Source organism: Plantactinospora sp. B6F1, assembly GCF_040120695.1.
Lineage (GTDB): Bacteria > Actinomycetota > Actinomycetes > Mycobacteriales > Micromonosporaceae > Plantactinospora.
This window is the reverse complement of the sequence record NZ_JBEEAC010000005.1, coordinates 29,833-46,588: the sequence shown is the minus strand read 5'-3', so window position 1 is coordinate 46,588 and position 16,756 is coordinate 29,833. Positions and strand designations below refer to the sequence as shown.

Below are 16,756 nucleotides of genomic sequence, written 5' to 3'. Positions count from 1 at the left end.
GGTTCGTTGCCAGGAATGAAGGGGGTTGGGTGATGCGGAGTCGAAGCGGCGCGGTGTGGGTGCCGATGTGGATGCTGCTGGCCGTGCTGCTGGTGGTGGTCGTCCGGGTTGTGCCGTTGGAGTGGTGGATCTCGCTGGTTGCCGGGCCGGTGATCGGTGTGCCGGCGGCGGTGGTCGCGTCGTTTGCCATGGACAAGCCGTGGGCGTCCGTTCACCGGTCCGCCGTGGTGCTGGCCGGGTCCGTGTGGGTGGCGTACGCGTCCAAGAGCGGCGCGTATCAGTGGGCGGCTGTCGCCCTCGGTGCTGTCGGGGCGTTGTTCGCGGCGTTGGAGTTCGCGGTCGCCCGGAACCGGGTGATTGTCGACCCGATCCCGAATCTGCCGGACGTCGACCGGCGTCCGTCGGCGGTCCGGGAGTGGGAGGCGATGCTTCAGCGTCTCACCAAGACGAAGAAGAAGAGGGGTGAGGCTGAGGACGACTGGGAGTGGTCCCAGCTCCGGGTTGCCGCCGTGACGCCGTGGCCGGACCGGACCGCCGGCCAGCAGGTCCACGTCGACCTGCCGGAGGGGATGACGGTCAAGGATCTGGCAGCCCAGACAGACAAGATCGCGGGTGCTCGTCGGCTTCCCGCCGGCTGTGTCGTCCGTGTTCTGGACGGGCCGCACCAGGGCGCGGCGATCCTCGACGTCATGCTCCGGGACTGCCTGGCCGGTGACGGCCGCCGGATCTCGGAACCAACCGACGGGGTGTCGATCTATGACGAGTTCGACATCGCGACGACCGCCCGGGGTGAGAAGTTGAACGTGTCGCTGCGGGAAGACTCGATGGTGGTCGGCGGGACCACCGGGTCGGGCAAGACGACGTTTCTGCACCGGGTCATCATGCGGATGGCCCGCTGTGTGGATGCCCTGATCTGGATTGTGGACCCGAACGGCGGCGGTGTCGCCGGCCCGTGGATAGGTCCGTGGGCACGCGGCGAGGCGTCGAAGCCAACGGTTGACTGGGTGGCCGAGGACGAGTACGAGGGTGCCGCCCTGGTCGCCGTCGCGACTGCGGTCGTGAAGGACCGGAAGACCAGCAACGAGGCCATGTCCCGGATGCGGGCGGCGAACACGACGGTGCTGCCGGTCGACGCGAAGCTTCCTCTGATTCTGGTCATCACCGACGAGGGCGGCGAGCTGCGGCAAATGGCGGGCCTCATCGCCACCATCGTGGACGAGGGCATCGCCCGGCTGGCGCAGATCGGCCGAGCCCAGGGCGGCCGGGTCATCATGTCGGTGCTGCGCGGAACTGGTGACCTGCTCGGGAAGGGGCTGCGTAGCGTGGCCTCGCTCCGGCTGTGTCTCCGTATGGACGAGGAAGGCGAATACGATCACGTCCTCGGGGTGAACCCGGGCCGTGCCCGGCTGCTGCACAAGGGGTCGGCGTACGTGTACCGGACGAAGGTCGACTACCGGCCGGTTCTGGCCCGGACGGTGGATGTCGATATCGCCAGCATCGAGCGGCACGCCATCGCTACCGCGCACCTGCGCCCGGATCTCGACGACCGGGGCAAGCGGGTGGCGGCCGGGATCCGGCCTCAGGATGTGCTCGGCGGCCGGGACCCGTCGGACTTCCCGGAGTTTCGGCGGCATCCGGTGTTCGCGGATCTTCGGGCCGGGCTGGTGTACGACAACCGGTGGAAGCGGAAGGCGGCGATGCTGGCCGAGTTGCGCGGCGAGGAGCCGCCGGAGAATGACCGGCCGGCCGTGCCGCCCGCGTTGGAGCGGCCGACTGTGGCGCCGATCGGGAGTGCGACGGAGAGGTTCCTGCTCGGTACCGGGGTGACGTTGGAGCGGCAGCGTGCGCGGGCCGAGGTGACCTCGGTCGGAACGCTCGCTCCGCCCGCCCCCCAGATGAACGCCGAGCAGGACGGCGGGGACCAGCAGCCGGAGAGCGCCCGCGAATGGATCAAGCTGGTGCTGCGCGACGGGTACCCGGACATGATGACCGCATCGCAGGTCCATGCGCAGATCGGCGGGCGGGGTGTTGAGGTGTCGTACCAGCGGGTTCACGATCTGCTGAAGTCGATGGCGAAGCCGGGCGGCGAGGTGCGGCAGGAAGGCAACAGGTACGAGCTGGACAGGGAGTAGCCGGAACGTGAAGAACCCCCCGTGCCCACACCGGGCCGGGGGGTTCTTCCGTGTCTCGGGTCAGCCGACGGCGTTGAGGAACCTTTCGATGGCGCTGCCCGGCTTCGGTACGAACTTCGGCCGGGGCAGTTCGGCGGCCGGCTGCTCGGCGGCGGCTATCCGGGCTTGGGCGCGTACCGCGTCGGCGATGCCCTCCTCAATGGCGTCGCGTACCGCGTCCGGGTCGGCGCCGAGCCGGATGGCAAAGTTGGCGGCGTCGCGTGCACGCCGGGTGTACCGGGCTGCGATGACGTCGTCGCTGTCCATGTCTCCACCATCGCATACGGGTGCGACCTCGATCCAGCACCTACTTGACGTAGACGCCGTCGCCGGGCCGGCCTTCGATCAGCCCTTCGGCTTTCAGGACGAGCATGGCGCCACGGATCGAGCCGTACGAAACGCCGTGCAGTTTCTCCAGCTCGGTGAGGGATGGCAGCTTGTCTCCGGGCTTCAGGTCACCGGAGCGGATCTGTTCGCGGATGGCTTCGGCCACCCGCTCGTACTTGGGTGCGGGCATGGTGAACTCCTCGGGTCGCACTGCGAGTAGATCACCCATGGCTTGCTCCCATCAACTACGTCGACCAAGTTGATCAGCGTCGTTACATAGACCCAGTCTACTTAGTAGATGTAGTGTGAGGCTGTTCTCGGGTCGCACTGAGGACAGTGCCAGCGGGACGGTCGTCCCTGATGGCCACCCCGCTGGCACCCACCAGGCCGGGCCGATGCGCTTCGTCCCCCCGACGCATCGACCCGGCCAAGCCATCGGGAGGACGGTTTGAACATCTGGCAACGGCTGCTGGCCTGGCGACGTGTCCGCCGGGCCGCACGCGAACTCATCAACCGTCGAGACGACGACCGGTACACCCTGCCCGGCTACCGGGCCGCGATGCGGTTCCTCCAGTCCGGCGACGTGAAGGACTTCGTCCAGGAGAAGCCGCACGAGCGTTGGCGGCGGATCGGCGGATGGTGGTGACAGCCTCGGAGAGCACCCAACTGCGGCAGGTCCGGCCCGGTTTGACCGTCGACCTGTATCCGGCGGACTGGTTGATGAAAACCGCCGTCGGCTTCGACCGGTGCGTGCACCTGGTGGTGTCGACGGTCCATGAACCGGTCGAGTACCGGGATGGTGTCGGCTGGGTGCGGGTGTGGGGTCACACCACCCGCTGCGCCAGCCGGCCCGACCACGGCCCGTGTGTGGACGTGGTGGCCCGGGTCGGTGCCCTACTCGACGCGCTGGAGGGACAGTGACGTCGATGTTCGATGGCTGGTCGGCGACGTTGGAGGATCTGACGGCCCGCCGGTTCCTGCACATGCACCGGGATGGGCGCCGCTGCTGGCAGTGCGACCCGGACGGCCGGTGCCGGATGCTGACGTGGGCTGTCGACTACTTCGCCCAGGCGGGTGACCCGGTGCCGGGGCAGGCGACGGAGATCCTGGCCCGCGCCGCTCACCCGGACAAGGTGACTGCCGAGGAGCTGCGTGAGGTGGCGCAGACGCTACGGGGACGGATGGCTGATGGCTGAGACGACGATCTGCATGCCGTGCCGGCTCGGCACCCGGCCGGCGTTGTCGTCGGGCACGCCGCACGACTGCCCTGGGTCGGTGATCGTCGGCGACGGCGCGGAGACGGTGGCGAAGCTGTGCGCGTGCCCCACCTGCTGGCCGAATGGCCTGCCGCCGTTGCCGCCGCCGCTCCGACTCGGCCCCGGTGACGGGTCGCCGCTCGGCTGATCGTGTGACGTCGGGAACACAGAAGAGCGGCCAGCCCGGGGGTCCGGGGCTGGCCGCTCTCGCATCTGCTGGGGAACAGACTGGCACCACCGCTACAACGACGCACCGTTGAAAGTGTCTCACGGGCGAACATCCGCCGTCCCGCGTGCGACAGCCGGTGGTCTCTTGCATGCCGTCGGTACGGTGTCCGGCTGTGAGCAAAGTTCGGTGGAACTTCCGCCTCGGCCCCCTCCAGTTCACATCGCCGGTCACCCTGAGCGCCGTTCTGATCTTCTTCGCCGTGGTCGGCATCTTCTGCTGCTGCGGCGTCCTGAACCCGCCGGAGTGACGTCAGGCGTCGGTGTCCCGGGCGTTCGGAACTGCGTACACGCCGAAGGCGCCGAGGAGCGCGAGCGCCACGGTGATGCCCTCGGTGGTGGTGAGCGTGTCGTCGCCCATCGCCACGGTCAGCGCGGTTCCGCCGGCCACGATCGCGGCAACGATCGTCTTCGCGTACTTCGATACCTTCATCGGGCTTCCTTCTCTCACGACAGAGCCGCACGCAGCGACGCAGGGATATCGGGCAAGGCCGAGACTGGGACCGAAGCGAACTGAGCGTCGTAGGCGTTGCCGCCGCCCCTACCGGAGAGCAGGCCCCGGAGGATGCTGTCCGCCCGGTAGCCGAAGTCAGCCAGCGCCCGGTTGATACAGAGGACCAGGGAGACGTGATCACCGTTGTGGCTGGTGATCACGACTGCGGTCGGCTTGTCGGCCATGTCCCGCAAGCTCCGGGCCCATGCCCGGTTGGTCGGGCCGTTCGATCCCTGTGGCGCTTCCTCAACCAGGAAGTCGATCCCCGTTCCGGTCGTCTGTAGGTTCATGGTGACCTCCTCAGGTCATGGGGAGTCGAACTGATTGCAGCCGAGCGTCTGCCGGCGCCGCTCCAACGCCTCGGCAACCTCCTGCCCCCGCTCCGTTGTCGGCGGAGCGTCCGGGGTCAAGATGGCGAACAGCTCGCACCACTGCCGGTCCGACTCGCGTTGGACGTGCGCGGTGTAGGCGATCCCCGCCCCCGTTGTGGCGAGCATCGACACCATGACGGCGAGGAGCGCATACCAAAGCGGTACCGGTCGGCGGTGCGGGCTCACGGCTCAGCCGCCGACGGCGCGGACGACGGCGACGGCGACGGCAGCGACGGCTCCGGCAGCGCCGGCACCGACGACAGCCCACCGCCCGGGGTACGCCCCGCCAGCCACAACTGCACCACGCCCGGACCGGCCAGCAGCGCGGCCGACACGAGCAGCGGCGGCCAGTCCGCCCCGGTCCACACGCTGTACGCGAACCCCACCGCGCCGAGCGCCAGGGAGGTGAGGTCCCGCAGTAGCGGTACCCGCGCTTCGAGGGTCACCCACGGGCCTGGCTTTCCGGAGCGTCAGCCCGAACCTGCGCGGCGCCACCCTCACCCAGGTCCGCGACCGCGTCCCGGGTTTCGGCGGCCAGCCGCTCCAGCCGCTCGTCGACCCCGGCGAGGATCGCCACCGTGTCGACACTGCCGCCGCCGTCCCGGATCGTCTCGGCCAGGGTCTCCACCACCCCGCGCAGCGCCGTCACCTCGGCCCGCGCCAGGACGGACTGCTCCCAGCCCATCTCGATCAGAACCCGCGTCGACTTCGGCCCCATGCCCATGTCGGTGGCGAGTTGCCCGACCCCGGCGGACTGCCATCCGGTCGGGGTGGTGTTCAACGCGTTGGTTACGTCCTGCTCGCTCATGTCGTCTTCTCTCCCTTGGATCCGGGCTACCGGGTCGTAGCCGTCGCCGATGCTGCTGGTCTCGTATCCGGTCACCCCGGACATGTGAATGTGCCCCCGGTCGCCGCTGGCCCGACGCCGGTAGTTCGGCTTCCATGAGTCCTGGTAGCAGGGCCCGCCGTTGTTCCGCTCCGGCTCCCAGTTCTGGTACTTCAGCCAGCGGATCCCGGGCAGGTTCGCCTTCCGGTCGGCAACCATCCGGGCGCCGAGCTGCTGCAATGACGGCAGCGGGCGGCCGGTCAGCTTCGACCTGGCGCCGGCCTTGGGCGGCATGATGTCGATCGCGTACCCGACCCCGTACCGCGCCTTGCCGGGCCAGCCGGTTTCGGAGTACGGGGTGTGATCCTCCGGCGGTTCGTGTTCCAGATGCTGCCGGTTGCCGATGTCGTAGACGGTGTACCCGTGCGCCCGAAGCTTGTCCCGCAGCGCCTTCGCCGGCCGCATCAGGGTGAACGGCGAGCCCCGGCTGATCCAGGTGAGACGGTCCTGTCTGCCCATCGGGGCCTCCTCACGCGGCCTCGTAGACGGCGGTCCAGTTGACGGTGTCGGTGTTCTGCCAGGCGAACGGCACCGCCGCCGACGCCGGACCGGTCGCGGTGAAGAAGCGGATTTGGGTGGCCGAGTACAGGTTGATTCCGACGGCCCTGTCGTTGGTCGAGTTCGACGCGTCGACGATTCCGCCGCCGCCGCCGTACGCCAGGGACGCGGCGGCAACCGGCAGGGTCAGCCGCCATTCGCCGGAGCCGTAGGTGGTGCTGCTGCCCATGCTGATCAGCCCGGACGCGAACACGAGATCACCCCACTGGAGGTACCGGCCGGTGATCGACCCGTTGCCGATGGCCGGGTTCGACGACGCGGCGGTCCATACCGGGGTGTACGACGTCCAGGTCCGGCTGGCGAGGAGCAGCGCGTCGACCTGGTCGGCGAGGGTCTGGAAGTGCTCCCAGATCCGGGCGTGGCCACTGCTGGCCGGGTACGTGATGCCGAGACTGGTGTCGGGCATTGGTCAGCCTCTTCTCCATGAGACGGTGAGGGTCCAGGCCGGGGACCAGGAGCCCCGGCCGGCGAGGCGGACGTACGGGCTGCCGTCGCCGTCGTAGATCGCGAGCCCGCCCGCGTCGCCGTCGACCATCGCCTGTGCCCACGAGTCGGGGACGGTGAAAGTGCCGGTGGCGCCGACGGCCAGGGACGGGCCGCTGGTGCTGGCGCCGAGGGTTGGGGAGCCGGACGGGCGGGTCGCCTCCTCCATCAGCCGCAACGTCGTCGTCTGCGCCGCGTAGGTGCCGGCGGTGAGCCGGCGCACCTGCACCCGGGCGTCGGTCACCGTCGCGCCGGTCAGGGTGCGCAGCTTCGAGCCGTAGAAGACGGCACCGATGTGGTTGCCCCAGCCGCCGTACTGGCCCTGGTAGACGTCGGTGTTGTCGGTCCGCCACCCGTACGTGGCCCGGTAGGAGCGGGTCTCGACCGGGGAAACAACCAGCTTGCCGGTGGTGATCGACGGCTTGGGGTCGGGTGGTGCGGTCGGGTTCGTCGCGGCCGGCGCCGCACTGTACGCCCGGCCGAGCGCGAACCACTGGCCCCGAATCTTCTGCACGATGATGACGTCGTCGGAAGCGACGGTGAGGTCCCGGGCGACCCGGACCACGGTGGGTGTGCCGTTGACGAGGGCGGCGACGGTCGCGCCGGAGGCGGCGGCGGTCGCGGTGGCGAGGAGGCCGGTCACGGCAGGCTCCTGACGGTCAGCGTCTGCTCGCCGTCGGCGGTGTACGGCAGCGACAGGGCCTCGACGGTGCATGCCAGGTCGGTGTATCCGGCGGCGGTCAGCGCCACCACGTCACCGACCTGCAACGCCGGATGCGGCACCATCGTGACGGTGAACTCCAACGCGGTCTCCCTGGCCCGGCGGGCGAGGATCGTCTCTGCCGCCGCCACACACTGATCGACGTTCGTAAGCAACGGCGACTCGTAGTAGAACGGGACCGGCAGCGGGTTGAACGCGCCGGTGATCCGGTGCGCGCTGGTGTAGTCGTAGGCGAGGCCCTGCACCTGCCCCCCGTCGGCGGCGGTACCCCGGGCCACCACCACCGACGCGGCGCCTTCCCGGGTACTGGACCCGGACGCCTCGATCACCGTCCCGCCCGCCCCGTCGGTCAGCTCCAGAACCGGGCTGGTGGACGGGGTGGCGGGGCCGATGGCGTAGTAGCCGTCCGGGTGGACGTACCCGTCGGCTGGCCAGGCGTCCAGCAATTCGAGGACGGCGCCGAGCCGGTCATCGTCCCAGTTGATGTTCGACGGCACCGACCGGTCGGTCAGGTCGTCGTCGATCTCGACGGTCAGGGCCGGCTCGACCAGGGCCCGCAGCGTTTCCGCCAGCGTGCCGCTGGGCTGGAAAGGGCTGACGAGTCGCGCTTCTTCGATGAGGGCCAGGAGGCCGACTGCCTCCACGGTCACGCTGTCGCCGTCGGTGGTGGTCTCCTGGACCAGGAACCAGCCGCGTTGGAACCACTCCACGCTGCCGCCGGCCAACTCGATCCCGAGCTGCACACGTAGCCGCTGGCCCTGCGCGGCGAGCGGGTGGGTGATGCTGGTCGGTGACCACGACTCGCCCCGATACAACCGGGGCACGGTCAGGCTGAGCCGCTCCGGCACACTCAGGCTCCGGTCGGTCTCCTCGCCGGCGGTGTCGACCGGCACCGCGTCGGCGAGCAGGTCGTCGCCAAGCCACGACTCGACCGCGAGGTGGATCCGGTACGACCGGGTCAGCACCGACACGGCGGCATCGGACAGCGGAATCATGAGAAGTCCCCCTGCGCGATGTCGAGCAGGGTCGCGTAGTCGTCGGCCAGGTCGTTGAGGGTGAGCCCGTCGTAGTGATCGGCGATGTCCTGAAGGGTGTATCCCTGCGCTTCCAGCAGCGGCGCCCACGGCTCGACCTCAACGACGTCGAGGGTCCAACCCCGGCGGGGCGACTGGCTGACGCTGGGACGCAGCCACCGCATCGCGTAGCCGGTCACGTTCACGTAGGCGTCGATCTGCTCGTACCCGCCCGGCTGCCGGATCTGGATCGTGCCCTCGGTCGCCGCCTGGAGCAGTGCGGTCAAGGCGTCACGCTGCTCCGGCGACTCGGTGACGAGATCCAGCGTGGTTGAGAAGCCGGCGAAGCCGAGAGAGACGACGACGTTGCGGCCGCCGACCCGGAAGACGCTCGCCCCCGCGTCGCGGGCCGGATCACCGTAGGCGAGGATCAGCACCTCGGCGGCCAGGCCGGTGACCGCGTCGGAGACGACGACCTTCCCGCCGGGCAGGGCGTACGTGGTTGCGGTGGTGGCGTACTCGTCGGTGCCGTTGACGACCGCCAGGTAGGTGACCGCCGTGCCGAACGGCAGCTCGGCATCCACCCTCAGGAACGAGCTGTCGGTGACGGCCAGGGCGTGCCCGGCCCGGATCTCGGTCCGATCCCCGTCGATGGACCGGTACAGGGTGATCTGGTCGCCAAGAGTGAGGCCGGTGACGGAGACGAGGACGCGGGGTGGCCAGGATGCCTGTTCGGTGGCGGTGATCGCGACGGCCATCAGCGTCGCCCCACCTTCGCGCGCCACGCCTGACGCCTGACGACACCGTTCGCGACCCGGCCGGCCCGGGTGTCGAGTTCCTCCGAGCCGATGTAGACCCGGACCTCCTGCGCACCCATCATGTTCTGCGTCTGCCGTGCGGAGTAGACCCGGTCAGGTCTGTTGCCGCCGCTGCCGGCCGCGATCAGCTCAGGGCCGTTCTCGCCGGCGAGGTAGATGCCGCGCGCCCATCCGCCGGTGGCGTAACCCTGCTTCCGCAGCGCGGCGGCGACGGCCGAGGTACTGCCCTTGTGGCCGGTGACGCGGACGGCGATGTCGACGCCGACGGTCTTGTCCTTGATGCCGTCCAACGCCGTGTTGACCTTGTGCTTGAACACCTCGAACTCGGCGGCGGCCTTCTTCAACTTCGGCCCGAGTCCGGGCATCCAGCCGAACGCCTTTGCCGCGCCGGTGATCAGCATGTCGAGGGCGTCGAGGATGACGCGGATGGCCTGCTTGACCAGGTTGCCGAACCCGATCCACACGGTGCGGGCCCAGCCGTAGAACTTGGTGAGCCAGCCGATCCACATGCCGATGGTGGCTAGGCCGACACCAAGAATGTTGATCATGTCGCCGAGGAACTGCGCCGACTGTGGGGCGTTCGCGGAGATGTTCTCGAAGAACTGGGAGATGTACACCCCGAGCTGCGGCAACACCTCGGCCAGCTTGTCGAACAGCGGACCGGACCGCTCGACAGCCGCCGCGATTCCCGGCAGCGCCTTCTCCGCCATGCTGGCCAGCGCCGGAGCAAGCTTGTCGATGTGCGGCGCCATCTTCTCGAACATGCCGGCGAAGACCGGCATCACCCGCTCAGCCGACTTCTGGAACGTCTCCAACGCCCTGGTCACCGGTTCGATGAACGGCTTCGCCGCATCCCGCAGACTGAAGTTCTTCTTGTTGTAGGCCCCAGCCTCGTCGAGTGCCTTCTTCGCCTCCCGCAGCTCGGCCGCCGCCCGCTTCTTCGCCTCCTTCCCGGTGGCGCTGGACATCCGCTCCTGAGCAGTCTTGTACTGCTCCTCCAGGTCGGTCGTGTCGATGTCGAGGAAGCGGTTCTTCAACGACTCGGCGGCCGTCTTCACCTTCGGCGATCCGGCGACCAGGGCGATACCACCCGCGATGACACCGCCACCGAGGCCGAGCAGAACACCGGAGGTGATGGCGGCGGCGATGACCGGTGCCGCCGCCGCCGCTGCGACGGCCAGCACAGCGACCAGCGCGCCCTTGACAACCGGGCCAGCCGCCGACACCGCACTACCAACCGCGCCCATGATCCCGCCGCCGACCTTGCGGGCCACCCCGACGACGGAGCCGAGCGCCAACGCGACCTTCCCGGCCCACTTCTTCGCCGAACTGTCGGAGTCGGCCCACGACTCGGCCTTACGCCGCACCTTGTCGACCTGCCGGCCCCACGCCTGAAGCGTCCGACGCGCCACCCTGGAGGCGGCGGACAGCCCCTTGCTGTCCCCGACGAACCGGACCTTGACCGTCTTCTGCCCGGCGGCCATCAGTCAGCCCACTTCCGGACGATCCGGTCGGCGGCCTTGTTCCACTCGTCGGAAATGAGCTGCTGATTGTTGTCGACCGTGCGGAAGATCCAGTAACTCCCGCTGCCGAGGTGTGGCCGGAACTGGCGGTAAAAGTTGGAGCCGAACTCGCTGCCGAACAGCAGCTTGAACGCGGGCTTGCGGTTGCTGCCCAGCCGGCGGGTACCACCGGCGACGATGACCGGCACCCGGTCCCGCTGCGCCCGGACCGTCTTCGCCAGCAACGCGGCCTGCCGGCCCTCGGCCCGGCCGGCGGCGGCGACCTTCGGCGCCAGGGTCTCGGCCAGGGCGAGCGAGGCGGCCCGCAGTTCGTCGTTCGCGTCCTTCGGCAGATCCCGGAACGACCGCAGGACGGCCTGGGCTCCGTCGAGCCGGAGGGTCACCACCAGCGACGACTTGGCCACGATCCCCTCCTATCCGCTCATCTGCCGGCCCTGCGGGTCCTCCCGGGTCCGGGTCCGTCGGTCTGCCTGGTCGAGCAGCAGGAACGCGGTGTCGATCGCCTGCTGCCCCTCGTCGGCCCACACGGACGGCGGGATGCCGGTCCGGATGGCCAACGCGATCAGGTCGTAGTGGAGGCTGCCGGCGGGGTAGGGTCCAGGCCCTCTTCCTCCTCGTCATCGACCAGGTCGACTTCGTGGGCGGCCTCGAACTCCTTCAGATCCCCGGCGAACAGGGACAGCCGCCGGGACGCGATCCACGCCAGCTTGAACATGTCGGCCATGTGAAAGTTCTCGGCCTCGGACAGGGCGCCAACCGACTTGCCCTTGGTCGTCCGCTCCCAGTGCAGAACGTCCCGGGAACCGGCGGTGACCTGGTACGGGTCGCCGTTGTCGGGAGTGACCTCGAACGTGAACATCATGGCCTCCTAGAAGCTGATGACGGCGCGGTCGACGTCGGTCTGCGCGGAGTAGTCGACGTACGCCCGGCCGGCGTCCGCCGAGTCGCTGGCCTGGCCAAACGTCCGCTTCGGCAGTGGGCCGATCAGCATCGTGTCGCCGGCCGGCACGGCGACGACCAGGTCTTCCAGGTCGAGGCCGTCCTGTGAGGCGGTCGCCGTCACCGTCACGTTGATGCTGCCGGCGGAGCCGTTGACAACCATCAGCGCCACGTTGCCGCAGTCAACGATGTCCCCGTCAACGGTCGGCTCCGTCAGCACCGGCTCCAGACCGGTCCGGGTGATCTGCTGGGTGGTCTGCGACGCGCGCGCCATCACGCACCAACCCGGGTGTAGGTGGGCTTGCCGACGACCTGAAGGGTGACCTCAGTCTGCTCCGTGGCCCGAGCCTCCCCGCCGACCGACGGCGCCTTCACGTACAGCTCGCCGGTCCACTGGACGTGCTCGGCCGCGATGTCCGGGTGGTGGTCGAGAGTGAACGCGACCAGCTCCCCATCATTCTGGGTGAGCCAGTCGGAGATCCCGTTCTCCCGCCAGTCGGAGAAGAACGTCAGCTCCAGCGCGTAGTCCGGGTCCGTCTCCTCCCGAAACTCCCCATCCGGGCACTGGGTGAACTGCTTCTCCCCGTCCTCGGTGTTGTTCTGCATCGTCCAGTTCTGTACCTGGCACTCGAAGCTGACCGAGTCCATGGCGAACTCGATCTGCTTGAGCCTCCGGTTGTGCGGTGGCATCGCTGTCTCCTACAGGCCGACGTCGACTTGGATCTCGTAGCAGGGCAGTTCGGAAGGCGACGCCTGGTAGGCGCCCGGGTCGGCACGTTGCACGGCGGCGGACGGCACCCTGTCGAGCGCCTCGGCGACCGCCGGCAGGTGCTCCCACAACCACTCGACGGCCTTCTCGTCGGCGGCGGCAACCAGGTACACCAGCCACCGGGCATCGGTCGGCGGACCGACACACCCGGTCTCCCATGTGAAAGACGGGGCGGAAAGCACCGCCGCCGGTGGCTGGACGGCCGCCCCCGGGCCGGCAATGTTCCGGTACACCCGCAACCCGTCGACCGTCTTCAGGGCGTCGTACAGCTCGGCCGCCGCGTCGCTGATGGCGCTCATCCGCACACCCACTTCTGATGCCGGCCGATCTGCAACAACCGCTCGATGTCCGGGTCGAAAGCCGGGACCCGCGAGGCGCCCAACTCGGCCATCTGGATCAGCGCGTCCGGGGACCGGCGGCGGGTGTGCCACCGGCCAGCCAGCCGCAACGTGCCGAGGACCAGGTCCGGGCTCGGGTCTTCCAGGTCCGAACCGAGGTCGCCGGTGAAGTTGACGTCGGGCCGGACCCGCTCGACGAAGGCCACCGACGCGTCGAGAACCTGCGTCAGACGCGCATCGTCCTGCCCGCCGTCGTCCTCGAACGCCGACCCCATGTCCCGCTTGAGGTCGGTCAACGTCGGTGGCCACTCCGCCATGTCAGGACTTCCGTCCCCGACCGGCCGGACGCGACTTGGCCTTCTGCCGCTCCGGCGGCTTCGCCTCGTTGAACTCCTTCGCGGTCGCCTCCCGGGCGTCGTCGACACCGGTGCCGACGTACCGCTTGCCGGTGAACGGGCTGACGGTGCGACCGGTCTGCTCCAGCTCGGCACGCTGGCCCTCGCTGAACTGGAACTTCGGTTCGTTCGGGACGGCCGGCGTGACTGCCTGGCCGGCGGCGGCGAGCTGCTCCCGCAGCCGCGCGTTCTCCTCCCGCAGCCGCTCCAGTTCGGTGGTCTCCGCCTCGACGGCCGGCGGCTGCTCGGGCGGGTTCTGGCCGGCGGTGGGCTGGTTGGTCGTGGGTGGCATGTCGCCGCTCCTGTTCTGGTAGCTCAGGCCACCGGGTCGTAAGTGATCTCGCGGACACCGTTGACGTCCGTGATCGCGGTCGCCTTGTAGCCCCACAGCGCCACGTCGACGTAGGCGACGCGGTACTCGAACTGGAGCTGCTCCGGCGCGGACGCCCAGCCGTGCACCGACTCCCGGTCGAGCAGGTAGCTCGACGCGACCACCGAGCCGGTCGCGGCCAGCGCCCACGACGGCAGCGCGGCCACCCCGGCGACGTCGATCGCCGAATACCGGCCCCGCGACTGGCCGCTGGTGTTCGACGGGCCCAGCACCGGGAACAGCGGCCGGCCGTCGTTGTCCTTCGCCCCGACCAGCGCCAGGTACAGGTCGACCTGCGTGAACAGGTCCGTCATCGAGAAGCCGCCCCGGACGAACTGGAGCCGGGCGAACGCGGCGGTCAGCTCGGATGCGAGGGTCTGCCCGGTCGTACCACCACCGGCAGTCAGGGCGATGGCGGTCGGGGTCGCGGCGTCGAGCACCGCCACGGCGGCGGCCTCCAGCGACTCGAACCACGCCTTGAGCATCTGCCGCCAGATGATCCCGGACAGTTGCGGGTTGCCGCCCTGGTTCCACGCCTCCCGGGTCACCTCCACCTTGCCGGACACGGCGGTCGGGGTGATGGTCTGCGAGGTGGCGGTGTACGTGCCGGCGGTCGGCTCGGTGCCCTCGGTGTGGTTCGACACCAGGCCGCTGGCGCTGTTGAACTTCGGCAGCACGAACGGGGTGCTGTCGGCGATGGTGCCCTTGTTGATCGCCTCCCAGACCGGGTACCGGTAGCTGAGCTGGTCGACGTACATGTCCGGACGGTTCCGGTTCGGGTTCAGCGCGGCGACGTCCGCCTTGTCGGTGTCGAACTGGCCCATGATCTGCTCGAACTGCTTCCGTACGAACACCTGCGCCCGCTCCAGGGCCGTGCGGTCACCCTTCGAGCCGGCGACCAGGTCGGTGGAGAAGTCGAACGCGCCCCGGGTCAGGTTCCCCTCCCGGTCGAACCGGTACGGCGCCGGCTCGGACACGGACAGGGTTGCCGTCCGGCGGGTCGGGTCAACGGTCGCCCGCCGCTCCTGGTCCTGCTCGGGGCGGGATGCCGGGGTCAGCTGCGGCACGCCGAGCAGGGTGCCGAGCTGGCCGGCCTTGATCAGCCCGTCGACCTGCTCGGCGGACAGGGTCAGCGCCCCGGCCGGCTTCTCCGCCTGCTCGGGCCGCTGCGGCTGCTGCGCGGCCACCAGCGCCTGAATCGCGCCCGGCCGGGACAGCAGCGCGGTGATCTGGTCCTGGTTGAGGTTGAGGTTGCCACCGGCGTCCGGCGGCGTGGTCTGAGGCTGCGCCTCGGTCTCCTCCGGCATGCCGGACTCCTTCATGGTTCGGCTCGCGGCCACTTTGGTCACGCGAGCGTCGTCGAACGCGGGCATCGGCGTAGACGACGTCTCACGCCAACTCGCCCGCTTCACGTCGTAGACCTTGTCCTTCTCGTGCCACTCGACGTCCCCGACCTCGGGGTCGACGCTGAAGTCGACGCCGATGGACAGGCCGTCGTACAGGCCGTGAGCCGCGTCGTAGAGCAGCTGGTCCCGCTCCAACTTGGCCGGGCTGCCCTCCGGGCCGTCGAGCACTCGCAGCTTGACGACGGGACCCTTCCGCGTCTCTTCCACCGACTGCGTAATACCGACCGGCAGGTGGTGGTCCCGCAGATGCTTGATCCGGGACACGTCGGAGTACTGGAGGGATCCGGGCAGAAACCGGAACGCCATCCCGTACTTCCGGGCGATCTTGTTGTACGGCACGGCGAGGCCGGTGATCGTGCGCCGCTCGACGTCGACCCGGGCCGGCTCGGTCCCGCCGGCGAAGTCCCCGCCCGCGAACGTCATCGCCGGCCCCTGGTCGTCAGCGAACACCACGGCCGCGTCTGCGGCTGACTGCCGGGCGCCAGCGGGGGGCGTCGGCTTCACCGGGGCGGCCGGCCGGCGAGAGGCGGGACGGTCCGGCAGGTTCTCCTTCACGCGGATCTCCTCCGAGTCCATCGCATCCAACTCGTGCAGCCCCTTGTAGTAGGCGACGCGGGTAGCCGGGTCGGCACGCATGTAGTCGTCGAGGTCGAACGCCACCCGGTAGCCGGGCCTCGTCACGTCCCCCATCGACAACCGGTCGGTGATCGCCCGCATGAACGGGCTGTAGACCTCGTTGACCCGGTCCCGCCGCCTGTCCACCGCGTTCGCGTACGTCCGCGTGGTGGTCGAGATCCCCAACTCCTCCGGGTCGACACCGAGCGCGTTCGCGATCTCCAACGCGGCCTGCTTCTGCAACTCGACAAGCTGCAACTCGGCCGGCGACGGGGTGTCAACCGTGTTGTACTTCAGCGCCCACGGCACGTACGCGGTGCTGCGCTTCTTCCGCGCCGCCTTCCACGCCGACAGGAACCCCTCAACCTTGATGTCGTCGGCCGGGTCGGCACCGTCGGTCGGGGTGAAAAAGTCCAACGGGCGCGGGTCGTCGGCATACATCGCGGCGGCCTGGTCGAGCAGGATTGCCTTACGGATCGCCCGGCCGCCGACCTTCAGCACCGGCGGGTTCGGCGAGTCGAACCGGATGATCTCCGACCCGGGGACCGGCTTCCCGTCGACCCACACCACCCCGCCGCGCGGGTCGTAGCCGGACGGCAGCGGCGCCGGAGACCGGTCCTTCGGCGGGTCGACGGAGACGCTGCCGACGTCGAGGTGCCGGATCTTCGTCGGGAAGTCGTTCCACCCGGTTTCCAGGATCCGCCACCACGCGATCCCGTCGAAGAGCAGGTCTTCGATGGTCTGCGTCAGGGTGACGACGTTCGGCACGTCCGGGTCGAGCTGGTCCAGCAGCGGGGAGCGGGCCACCTTCCGGTCGGGTCCGTACTGGAGCAGCGGCAGCGTCGCCACCGAGCAGATCAGGTTCCGGCCCTTCTGCACCGCAGGCACCGACAGCGCCTCAGCGCGGCCCACCGTGGGGGCGAGCCCCTTGCCGGCCATTTCCAGGATCAGCCGGTCAATCGGGCGCGGCTCCGACTCGTCGGCGGCGAACGCGGCGAGGCCGAAGAACTGCCCAACCGCACGCCAGAAGCCCATGCCTTAGATCATTGCAGTACAGCAACCTTCCGCCAAACAGATGG

At 69.4% G+C, this 16,756-nt stretch carries 27 protein-coding genes; 6 read left to right on the top strand and 21 right to left on the bottom strand.

Features of this window, described 5'->3' with window-relative positions; genetic code table 11:
• Window positions 1–32 precede the first annotated feature (32 nt).
• Window positions 33–2,132: a hypothetical protein gene (locus ABNF97_RS09495; protein WP_349338297.1), complete on the top strand. Its 2,100-nt coding sequence runs from the start codon at window positions 33–35 to the stop codon at window positions 2,130–2,132.
• Window positions 2,133–2,192: 60 nt separating this feature from the next.
• Here the strand turns inward: ABNF97_RS09495 and ABNF97_RS09490 are convergent, their stop codons facing one another.
• Both ABNF97_RS09490 and ABNF97_RS09485 read right to left on the bottom strand, forming a co-directional pair.
• Complete coding sequence (locus ABNF97_RS09490) at window positions 2,193–2,438, bottom strand: hypothetical protein (RefSeq protein ID WP_349338296.1); 246 nt, start codon at window positions 2,436–2,438, stop codon at window positions 2,193–2,195.
• Window positions 2,439–2,478: 40 nt separating this feature from the next.
• Window positions 2,479–2,688 carry a winged helix-turn-helix domain-containing protein gene (locus tag ABNF97_RS09485; protein ID WP_349338295.1) on the bottom strand — a complete coding sequence of 70 codons (210 nt, stop codon included), beginning with the start codon at window positions 2,686–2,688 and terminating at the stop codon, window positions 2,479–2,481.
• A gap of 258 nt (window positions 2,689–2,946) precedes the next feature.
• Between ABNF97_RS09485 and ABNF97_RS09480 the strand changes: the two genes are divergently transcribed.
• From ABNF97_RS09480 to ABNF97_RS09460, 5 genes are all read left to right on the top strand, one after another.
• Window positions 2,947–3,144 carry a hypothetical protein gene (locus ABNF97_RS09480; protein ID WP_349338294.1) on the top strand — a complete coding sequence of 66 codons (198 nt, stop codon included), beginning with the start codon at window positions 2,947–2,949 and terminating at the stop codon, window positions 3,142–3,144.
• Window positions 3,135–3,419, top strand: a complete 285-nt coding sequence (locus ABNF97_RS09475; protein WP_349338293.1) for a hypothetical protein — start codon at window positions 3,135–3,137, stop codon at window positions 3,417–3,419. The genes ABNF97_RS09480 and ABNF97_RS09475 overlap by 10 nt, the downstream gene beginning before the upstream one ends.
• Window positions 3,420–3,424: 5 nt before the next feature.
• Window positions 3,425–3,694 carry a hypothetical protein gene (locus ABNF97_RS09470; protein ID WP_349338292.1) on the top strand — a complete coding sequence of 90 codons (270 nt, stop codon included), beginning with the start codon at window positions 3,425–3,427 and terminating at the stop codon, window positions 3,692–3,694.
• Window positions 3,687–3,902, top strand: coding sequence for a hypothetical protein (locus ABNF97_RS09465; protein WP_349338291.1), 216 nt, complete (start codon window positions 3,687–3,689; stop codon window positions 3,900–3,902). The genes ABNF97_RS09470 and ABNF97_RS09465 overlap by 8 nt, the downstream gene beginning before the upstream one ends.
• A gap of 193 nt (window positions 3,903–4,095) precedes the next feature.
• Window positions 4,096–4,230: a hypothetical protein gene (locus ABNF97_RS09460; RefSeq protein ID WP_349338290.1), complete on the top strand. Its 135-nt coding sequence runs from the start codon at window positions 4,096–4,098 to the stop codon at window positions 4,228–4,230.
• A gap of 2 nt (window positions 4,231–4,232) precedes the next feature.
• On the opposite strand, the gene ABNF97_RS09455 is transcribed toward ABNF97_RS09460, so the two are convergent.
• From ABNF97_RS09455 to ABNF97_RS09365, 19 genes are read right to left on the bottom strand one after another with little or no spacing between them, the layout of a single operon-like run.
• Complete coding sequence (locus ABNF97_RS09455) at window positions 4,233–4,412, bottom strand: hypothetical protein (RefSeq protein ID WP_349338289.1); 180 nt, start codon at window positions 4,410–4,412, stop codon at window positions 4,233–4,235.
• 14 nt (window positions 4,413–4,426) lie between these two features.
• Window positions 4,427–4,762, bottom strand: coding sequence for a hypothetical protein (locus ABNF97_RS09450; protein WP_349338288.1), 336 nt, complete (start codon window positions 4,760–4,762; stop codon window positions 4,427–4,429).
• Between the two features lie 15 nt (window positions 4,763–4,777).
• Complete coding sequence (locus ABNF97_RS09445) at window positions 4,778–4,969, bottom strand: hypothetical protein (protein ID WP_349338287.1); 192 nt, start codon at window positions 4,967–4,969, stop codon at window positions 4,778–4,780.
• 56 nt (window positions 4,970–5,025) lie between these two features.
• Window positions 5,026–5,289, bottom strand: a complete 264-nt coding sequence (locus ABNF97_RS09440; RefSeq protein ID WP_349338286.1) for a hypothetical protein — start codon at window positions 5,287–5,289, stop codon at window positions 5,026–5,028.
• Entirely contained in the window at window positions 5,286–6,188 is a 903-nt protein-coding gene (locus ABNF97_RS09435) for a hypothetical protein (protein WP_349338285.1), read from the bottom strand. The genes ABNF97_RS09440 and ABNF97_RS09435 overlap by 4 nt, the downstream gene beginning before the upstream one ends.
• Window positions 6,189–6,198: 10 nt before the next feature.
• On the bottom strand, window positions 6,199–6,693 hold the full coding sequence (locus ABNF97_RS09430; RefSeq protein WP_349338284.1) for a hypothetical protein: 495 nt from the start codon (window positions 6,691–6,693) through the stop codon (window positions 6,199–6,201).
• Between the two features lie 3 nt (window positions 6,694–6,696).
• Entirely contained in the window at window positions 6,697–7,413 is a 717-nt protein-coding gene (locus ABNF97_RS09425; RefSeq protein WP_349338283.1) for a hypothetical protein, read from the bottom strand.
• Window positions 7,410–8,486, bottom strand: coding sequence for a DUF5047 domain-containing protein (locus tag ABNF97_RS09420; protein WP_349338282.1), 1,077 nt, complete (start codon window positions 8,484–8,486; stop codon window positions 7,410–7,412). Before ABNF97_RS09420 ends, ABNF97_RS09425 begins: the two co-directional genes overlap by 4 nt.
• On the bottom strand, window positions 8,483–9,262 hold the full coding sequence (locus ABNF97_RS09415) for a hypothetical protein (RefSeq protein WP_349338281.1): 780 nt from the start codon (window positions 9,260–9,262) through the stop codon (window positions 8,483–8,485). Before ABNF97_RS09415 ends, ABNF97_RS09420 begins: the two co-directional genes overlap by 4 nt.
• Entirely contained in the window at window positions 9,262–10,806 is a 1,545-nt protein-coding gene (locus ABNF97_RS09410; protein WP_349338280.1) for a hypothetical protein, read from the bottom strand. Before ABNF97_RS09410 ends, ABNF97_RS09415 begins: the two co-directional genes overlap by 1 nt.
• On the bottom strand, window positions 10,806–11,249 hold the full coding sequence (locus ABNF97_RS09405; RefSeq protein WP_349338279.1) for a hypothetical protein: 444 nt from the start codon (window positions 11,247–11,249) through the stop codon (window positions 10,806–10,808). Before ABNF97_RS09405 ends, ABNF97_RS09410 begins: the two co-directional genes overlap by 1 nt.
• Before the next feature lie 9 nt (window positions 11,250–11,258).
• Window positions 11,259–11,402, bottom strand: coding sequence for a hypothetical protein (locus tag ABNF97_RS09400; RefSeq protein ID WP_349338278.1), 144 nt, complete (start codon window positions 11,400–11,402; stop codon window positions 11,259–11,261).
• A 5-nt stretch (window positions 11,403–11,407) separates the two neighbouring features.
• Window positions 11,408–11,707: a hypothetical protein gene (locus tag ABNF97_RS09395; protein ID WP_349338277.1), complete on the bottom strand. Its 300-nt coding sequence runs from the start codon at window positions 11,705–11,707 to the stop codon at window positions 11,408–11,410.
• Window positions 11,708–11,713: 6 nt separating this feature from the next.
• Complete coding sequence (locus ABNF97_RS09390; RefSeq protein WP_349338276.1) at window positions 11,714–12,058, bottom strand: hypothetical protein; 345 nt, start codon at window positions 12,056–12,058, stop codon at window positions 11,714–11,716.
• Entirely contained in the window at window positions 12,058–12,474 is a 417-nt protein-coding gene (locus tag ABNF97_RS09385; RefSeq protein WP_349338275.1) for a hypothetical protein, read from the bottom strand. Before ABNF97_RS09385 ends, ABNF97_RS09390 begins: the two co-directional genes overlap by 1 nt.
• Window positions 12,475–12,483: 9 nt before the next feature.
• On the bottom strand, window positions 12,484–12,852 hold the full coding sequence (locus tag ABNF97_RS09380) for a hypothetical protein (RefSeq protein WP_349338274.1): 369 nt from the start codon (window positions 12,850–12,852) through the stop codon (window positions 12,484–12,486).
• Entirely contained in the window at window positions 12,849–13,208 is a 360-nt protein-coding gene (locus tag ABNF97_RS09375; RefSeq protein ID WP_349338273.1) for a hypothetical protein, read from the bottom strand. The genes ABNF97_RS09380 and ABNF97_RS09375 overlap by 4 nt, the downstream gene beginning before the upstream one ends.
• 1 nt (window position 13,209) lies before the next feature.
• Window positions 13,210–13,578: a hypothetical protein gene (locus tag ABNF97_RS09370; protein ID WP_349338272.1), complete on the bottom strand. Its 369-nt coding sequence runs from the start codon at window positions 13,576–13,578 to the stop codon at window positions 13,210–13,212.
• Between the two features lie 23 nt (window positions 13,579–13,601).
• Window positions 13,602–16,712, bottom strand: coding sequence for a phage portal protein (locus tag ABNF97_RS09365; RefSeq protein ID WP_349338271.1), 3,111 nt, complete (start codon window positions 16,710–16,712; stop codon window positions 13,602–13,604).
• Window positions 16,713–16,756: the final 44 nt, after the last annotated feature.

What these genes read in the sequence shown, in the direction of transcription:
- ABNF97_RS09390 (WP_349338276.1), bottom strand. Translation starts at nt 12,058, where the DNA reads ATGGCGCGCGCGTCGCAGACCACCCAGCAGATCACCCGGACCGGTCTG.
- ABNF97_RS09455 (WP_349338289.1), bottom strand. Translation starts at nt 4,412, where the DNA reads ATGAAGGTATCGAAGTACGCGAAGACGATCGTTGCCGCGATCGTGGCC.
- ABNF97_RS09430 (WP_349338284.1), bottom strand. Translation starts at nt 6,693, where the DNA reads ATGCCCGACACCAGTCTCGGCATCACGTACCCGGCCAGCAGTGGCCAC.
- ABNF97_RS09490 (WP_349338296.1), bottom strand. Translation starts at nt 2,438, where the DNA reads ATGGACAGCGACGACGTCATCGCAGCCCGGTACACCCGGCGTGCACGC.
- ABNF97_RS09485 (WP_349338295.1), bottom strand. Translation starts at nt 2,688, where the DNA reads ATGCCCGCACCCAAGTACGAGCGGGTGGCCGAAGCCATCCGCGAACAG.
- ABNF97_RS09475 (WP_349338293.1), top strand. Translation starts at nt 3,135, where the DNA reads ATGGTGGTGACAGCCTCGGAGAGCACCCAACTGCGGCAGGTCCGGCCC.
- ABNF97_RS09415 (WP_349338281.1), bottom strand. Translation starts at nt 9,262, where the DNA reads ATGGCCGTCGCGATCACCGCCACCGAACAGGCATCCTGGCCACCCCGC.
- ABNF97_RS09395 (WP_349338277.1), bottom strand. Translation starts at nt 11,707, where the DNA reads ATGATGTTCACGTTCGAGGTCACTCCCGACAACGGCGACCCGTACCAG.
- ABNF97_RS09450 (WP_349338288.1), bottom strand. Translation starts at nt 4,762, where the DNA reads ATGAACCTACAGACGACCGGAACGGGGATCGACTTCCTGGTTGAGGAA.
- ABNF97_RS09445 (WP_349338287.1), bottom strand. Translation starts at nt 4,969, where the DNA reads ATGCTCGCCACAACGGGGGCGGGGATCGCCTACACCGCGCACGTCCAA.
- ABNF97_RS09380 (WP_349338274.1), bottom strand. Translation starts at nt 12,852, where the DNA reads ATGAGCGCCATCAGCGACGCGGCGGCCGAGCTGTACGACGCCCTGAAG.
- ABNF97_RS09370 (WP_349338272.1), bottom strand. Translation starts at nt 13,578, where the DNA reads ATGCCACCCACGACCAACCAGCCCACCGCCGGCCAGAACCCGCCCGAG.
- ABNF97_RS09420 (WP_349338282.1), bottom strand. Translation starts at nt 8,486, where the DNA reads ATGATTCCGCTGTCCGATGCCGCCGTGTCGGTGCTGACCCGGTCGTAC.
- ABNF97_RS09375 (WP_349338273.1), bottom strand. Translation starts at nt 13,208, where the DNA reads ATGGCGGAGTGGCCACCGACGTTGACCGACCTCAAGCGGGACATGGGG.
- ABNF97_RS09495 (WP_349338297.1), top strand. Translation starts at nt 33, where the DNA reads ATGCGGAGTCGAAGCGGCGCGGTGTGGGTGCCGATGTGGATGCTGCTG.
- ABNF97_RS09385 (WP_349338275.1), bottom strand. Translation starts at nt 12,474, where the DNA reads ATGCCACCGCACAACCGGAGGCTCAAGCAGATCGAGTTCGCCATGGAC.
- ABNF97_RS09365 (WP_349338271.1), bottom strand. Translation starts at nt 16,712, where the DNA reads ATGGGCTTCTGGCGTGCGGTTGGGCAGTTCTTCGGCCTCGCCGCGTTC.
- ABNF97_RS09410 (WP_349338280.1), bottom strand. Translation starts at nt 10,806, where the DNA reads ATGGCCGCCGGGCAGAAGACGGTCAAGGTCCGGTTCGTCGGGGACAGC.
- ABNF97_RS09435 (WP_349338285.1), bottom strand. Translation starts at nt 6,188, where the DNA reads ATGGGCAGACAGGACCGTCTCACCTGGATCAGCCGGGGCTCGCCGTTC.
- ABNF97_RS09470 (WP_349338292.1), top strand. Translation starts at nt 3,425, where the DNA reads ATGTTCGATGGCTGGTCGGCGACGTTGGAGGATCTGACGGCCCGCCGG.
- ABNF97_RS09465 (WP_349338291.1), top strand. Translation starts at nt 3,687, where the DNA reads ATGGCTGAGACGACGATCTGCATGCCGTGCCGGCTCGGCACCCGGCCG.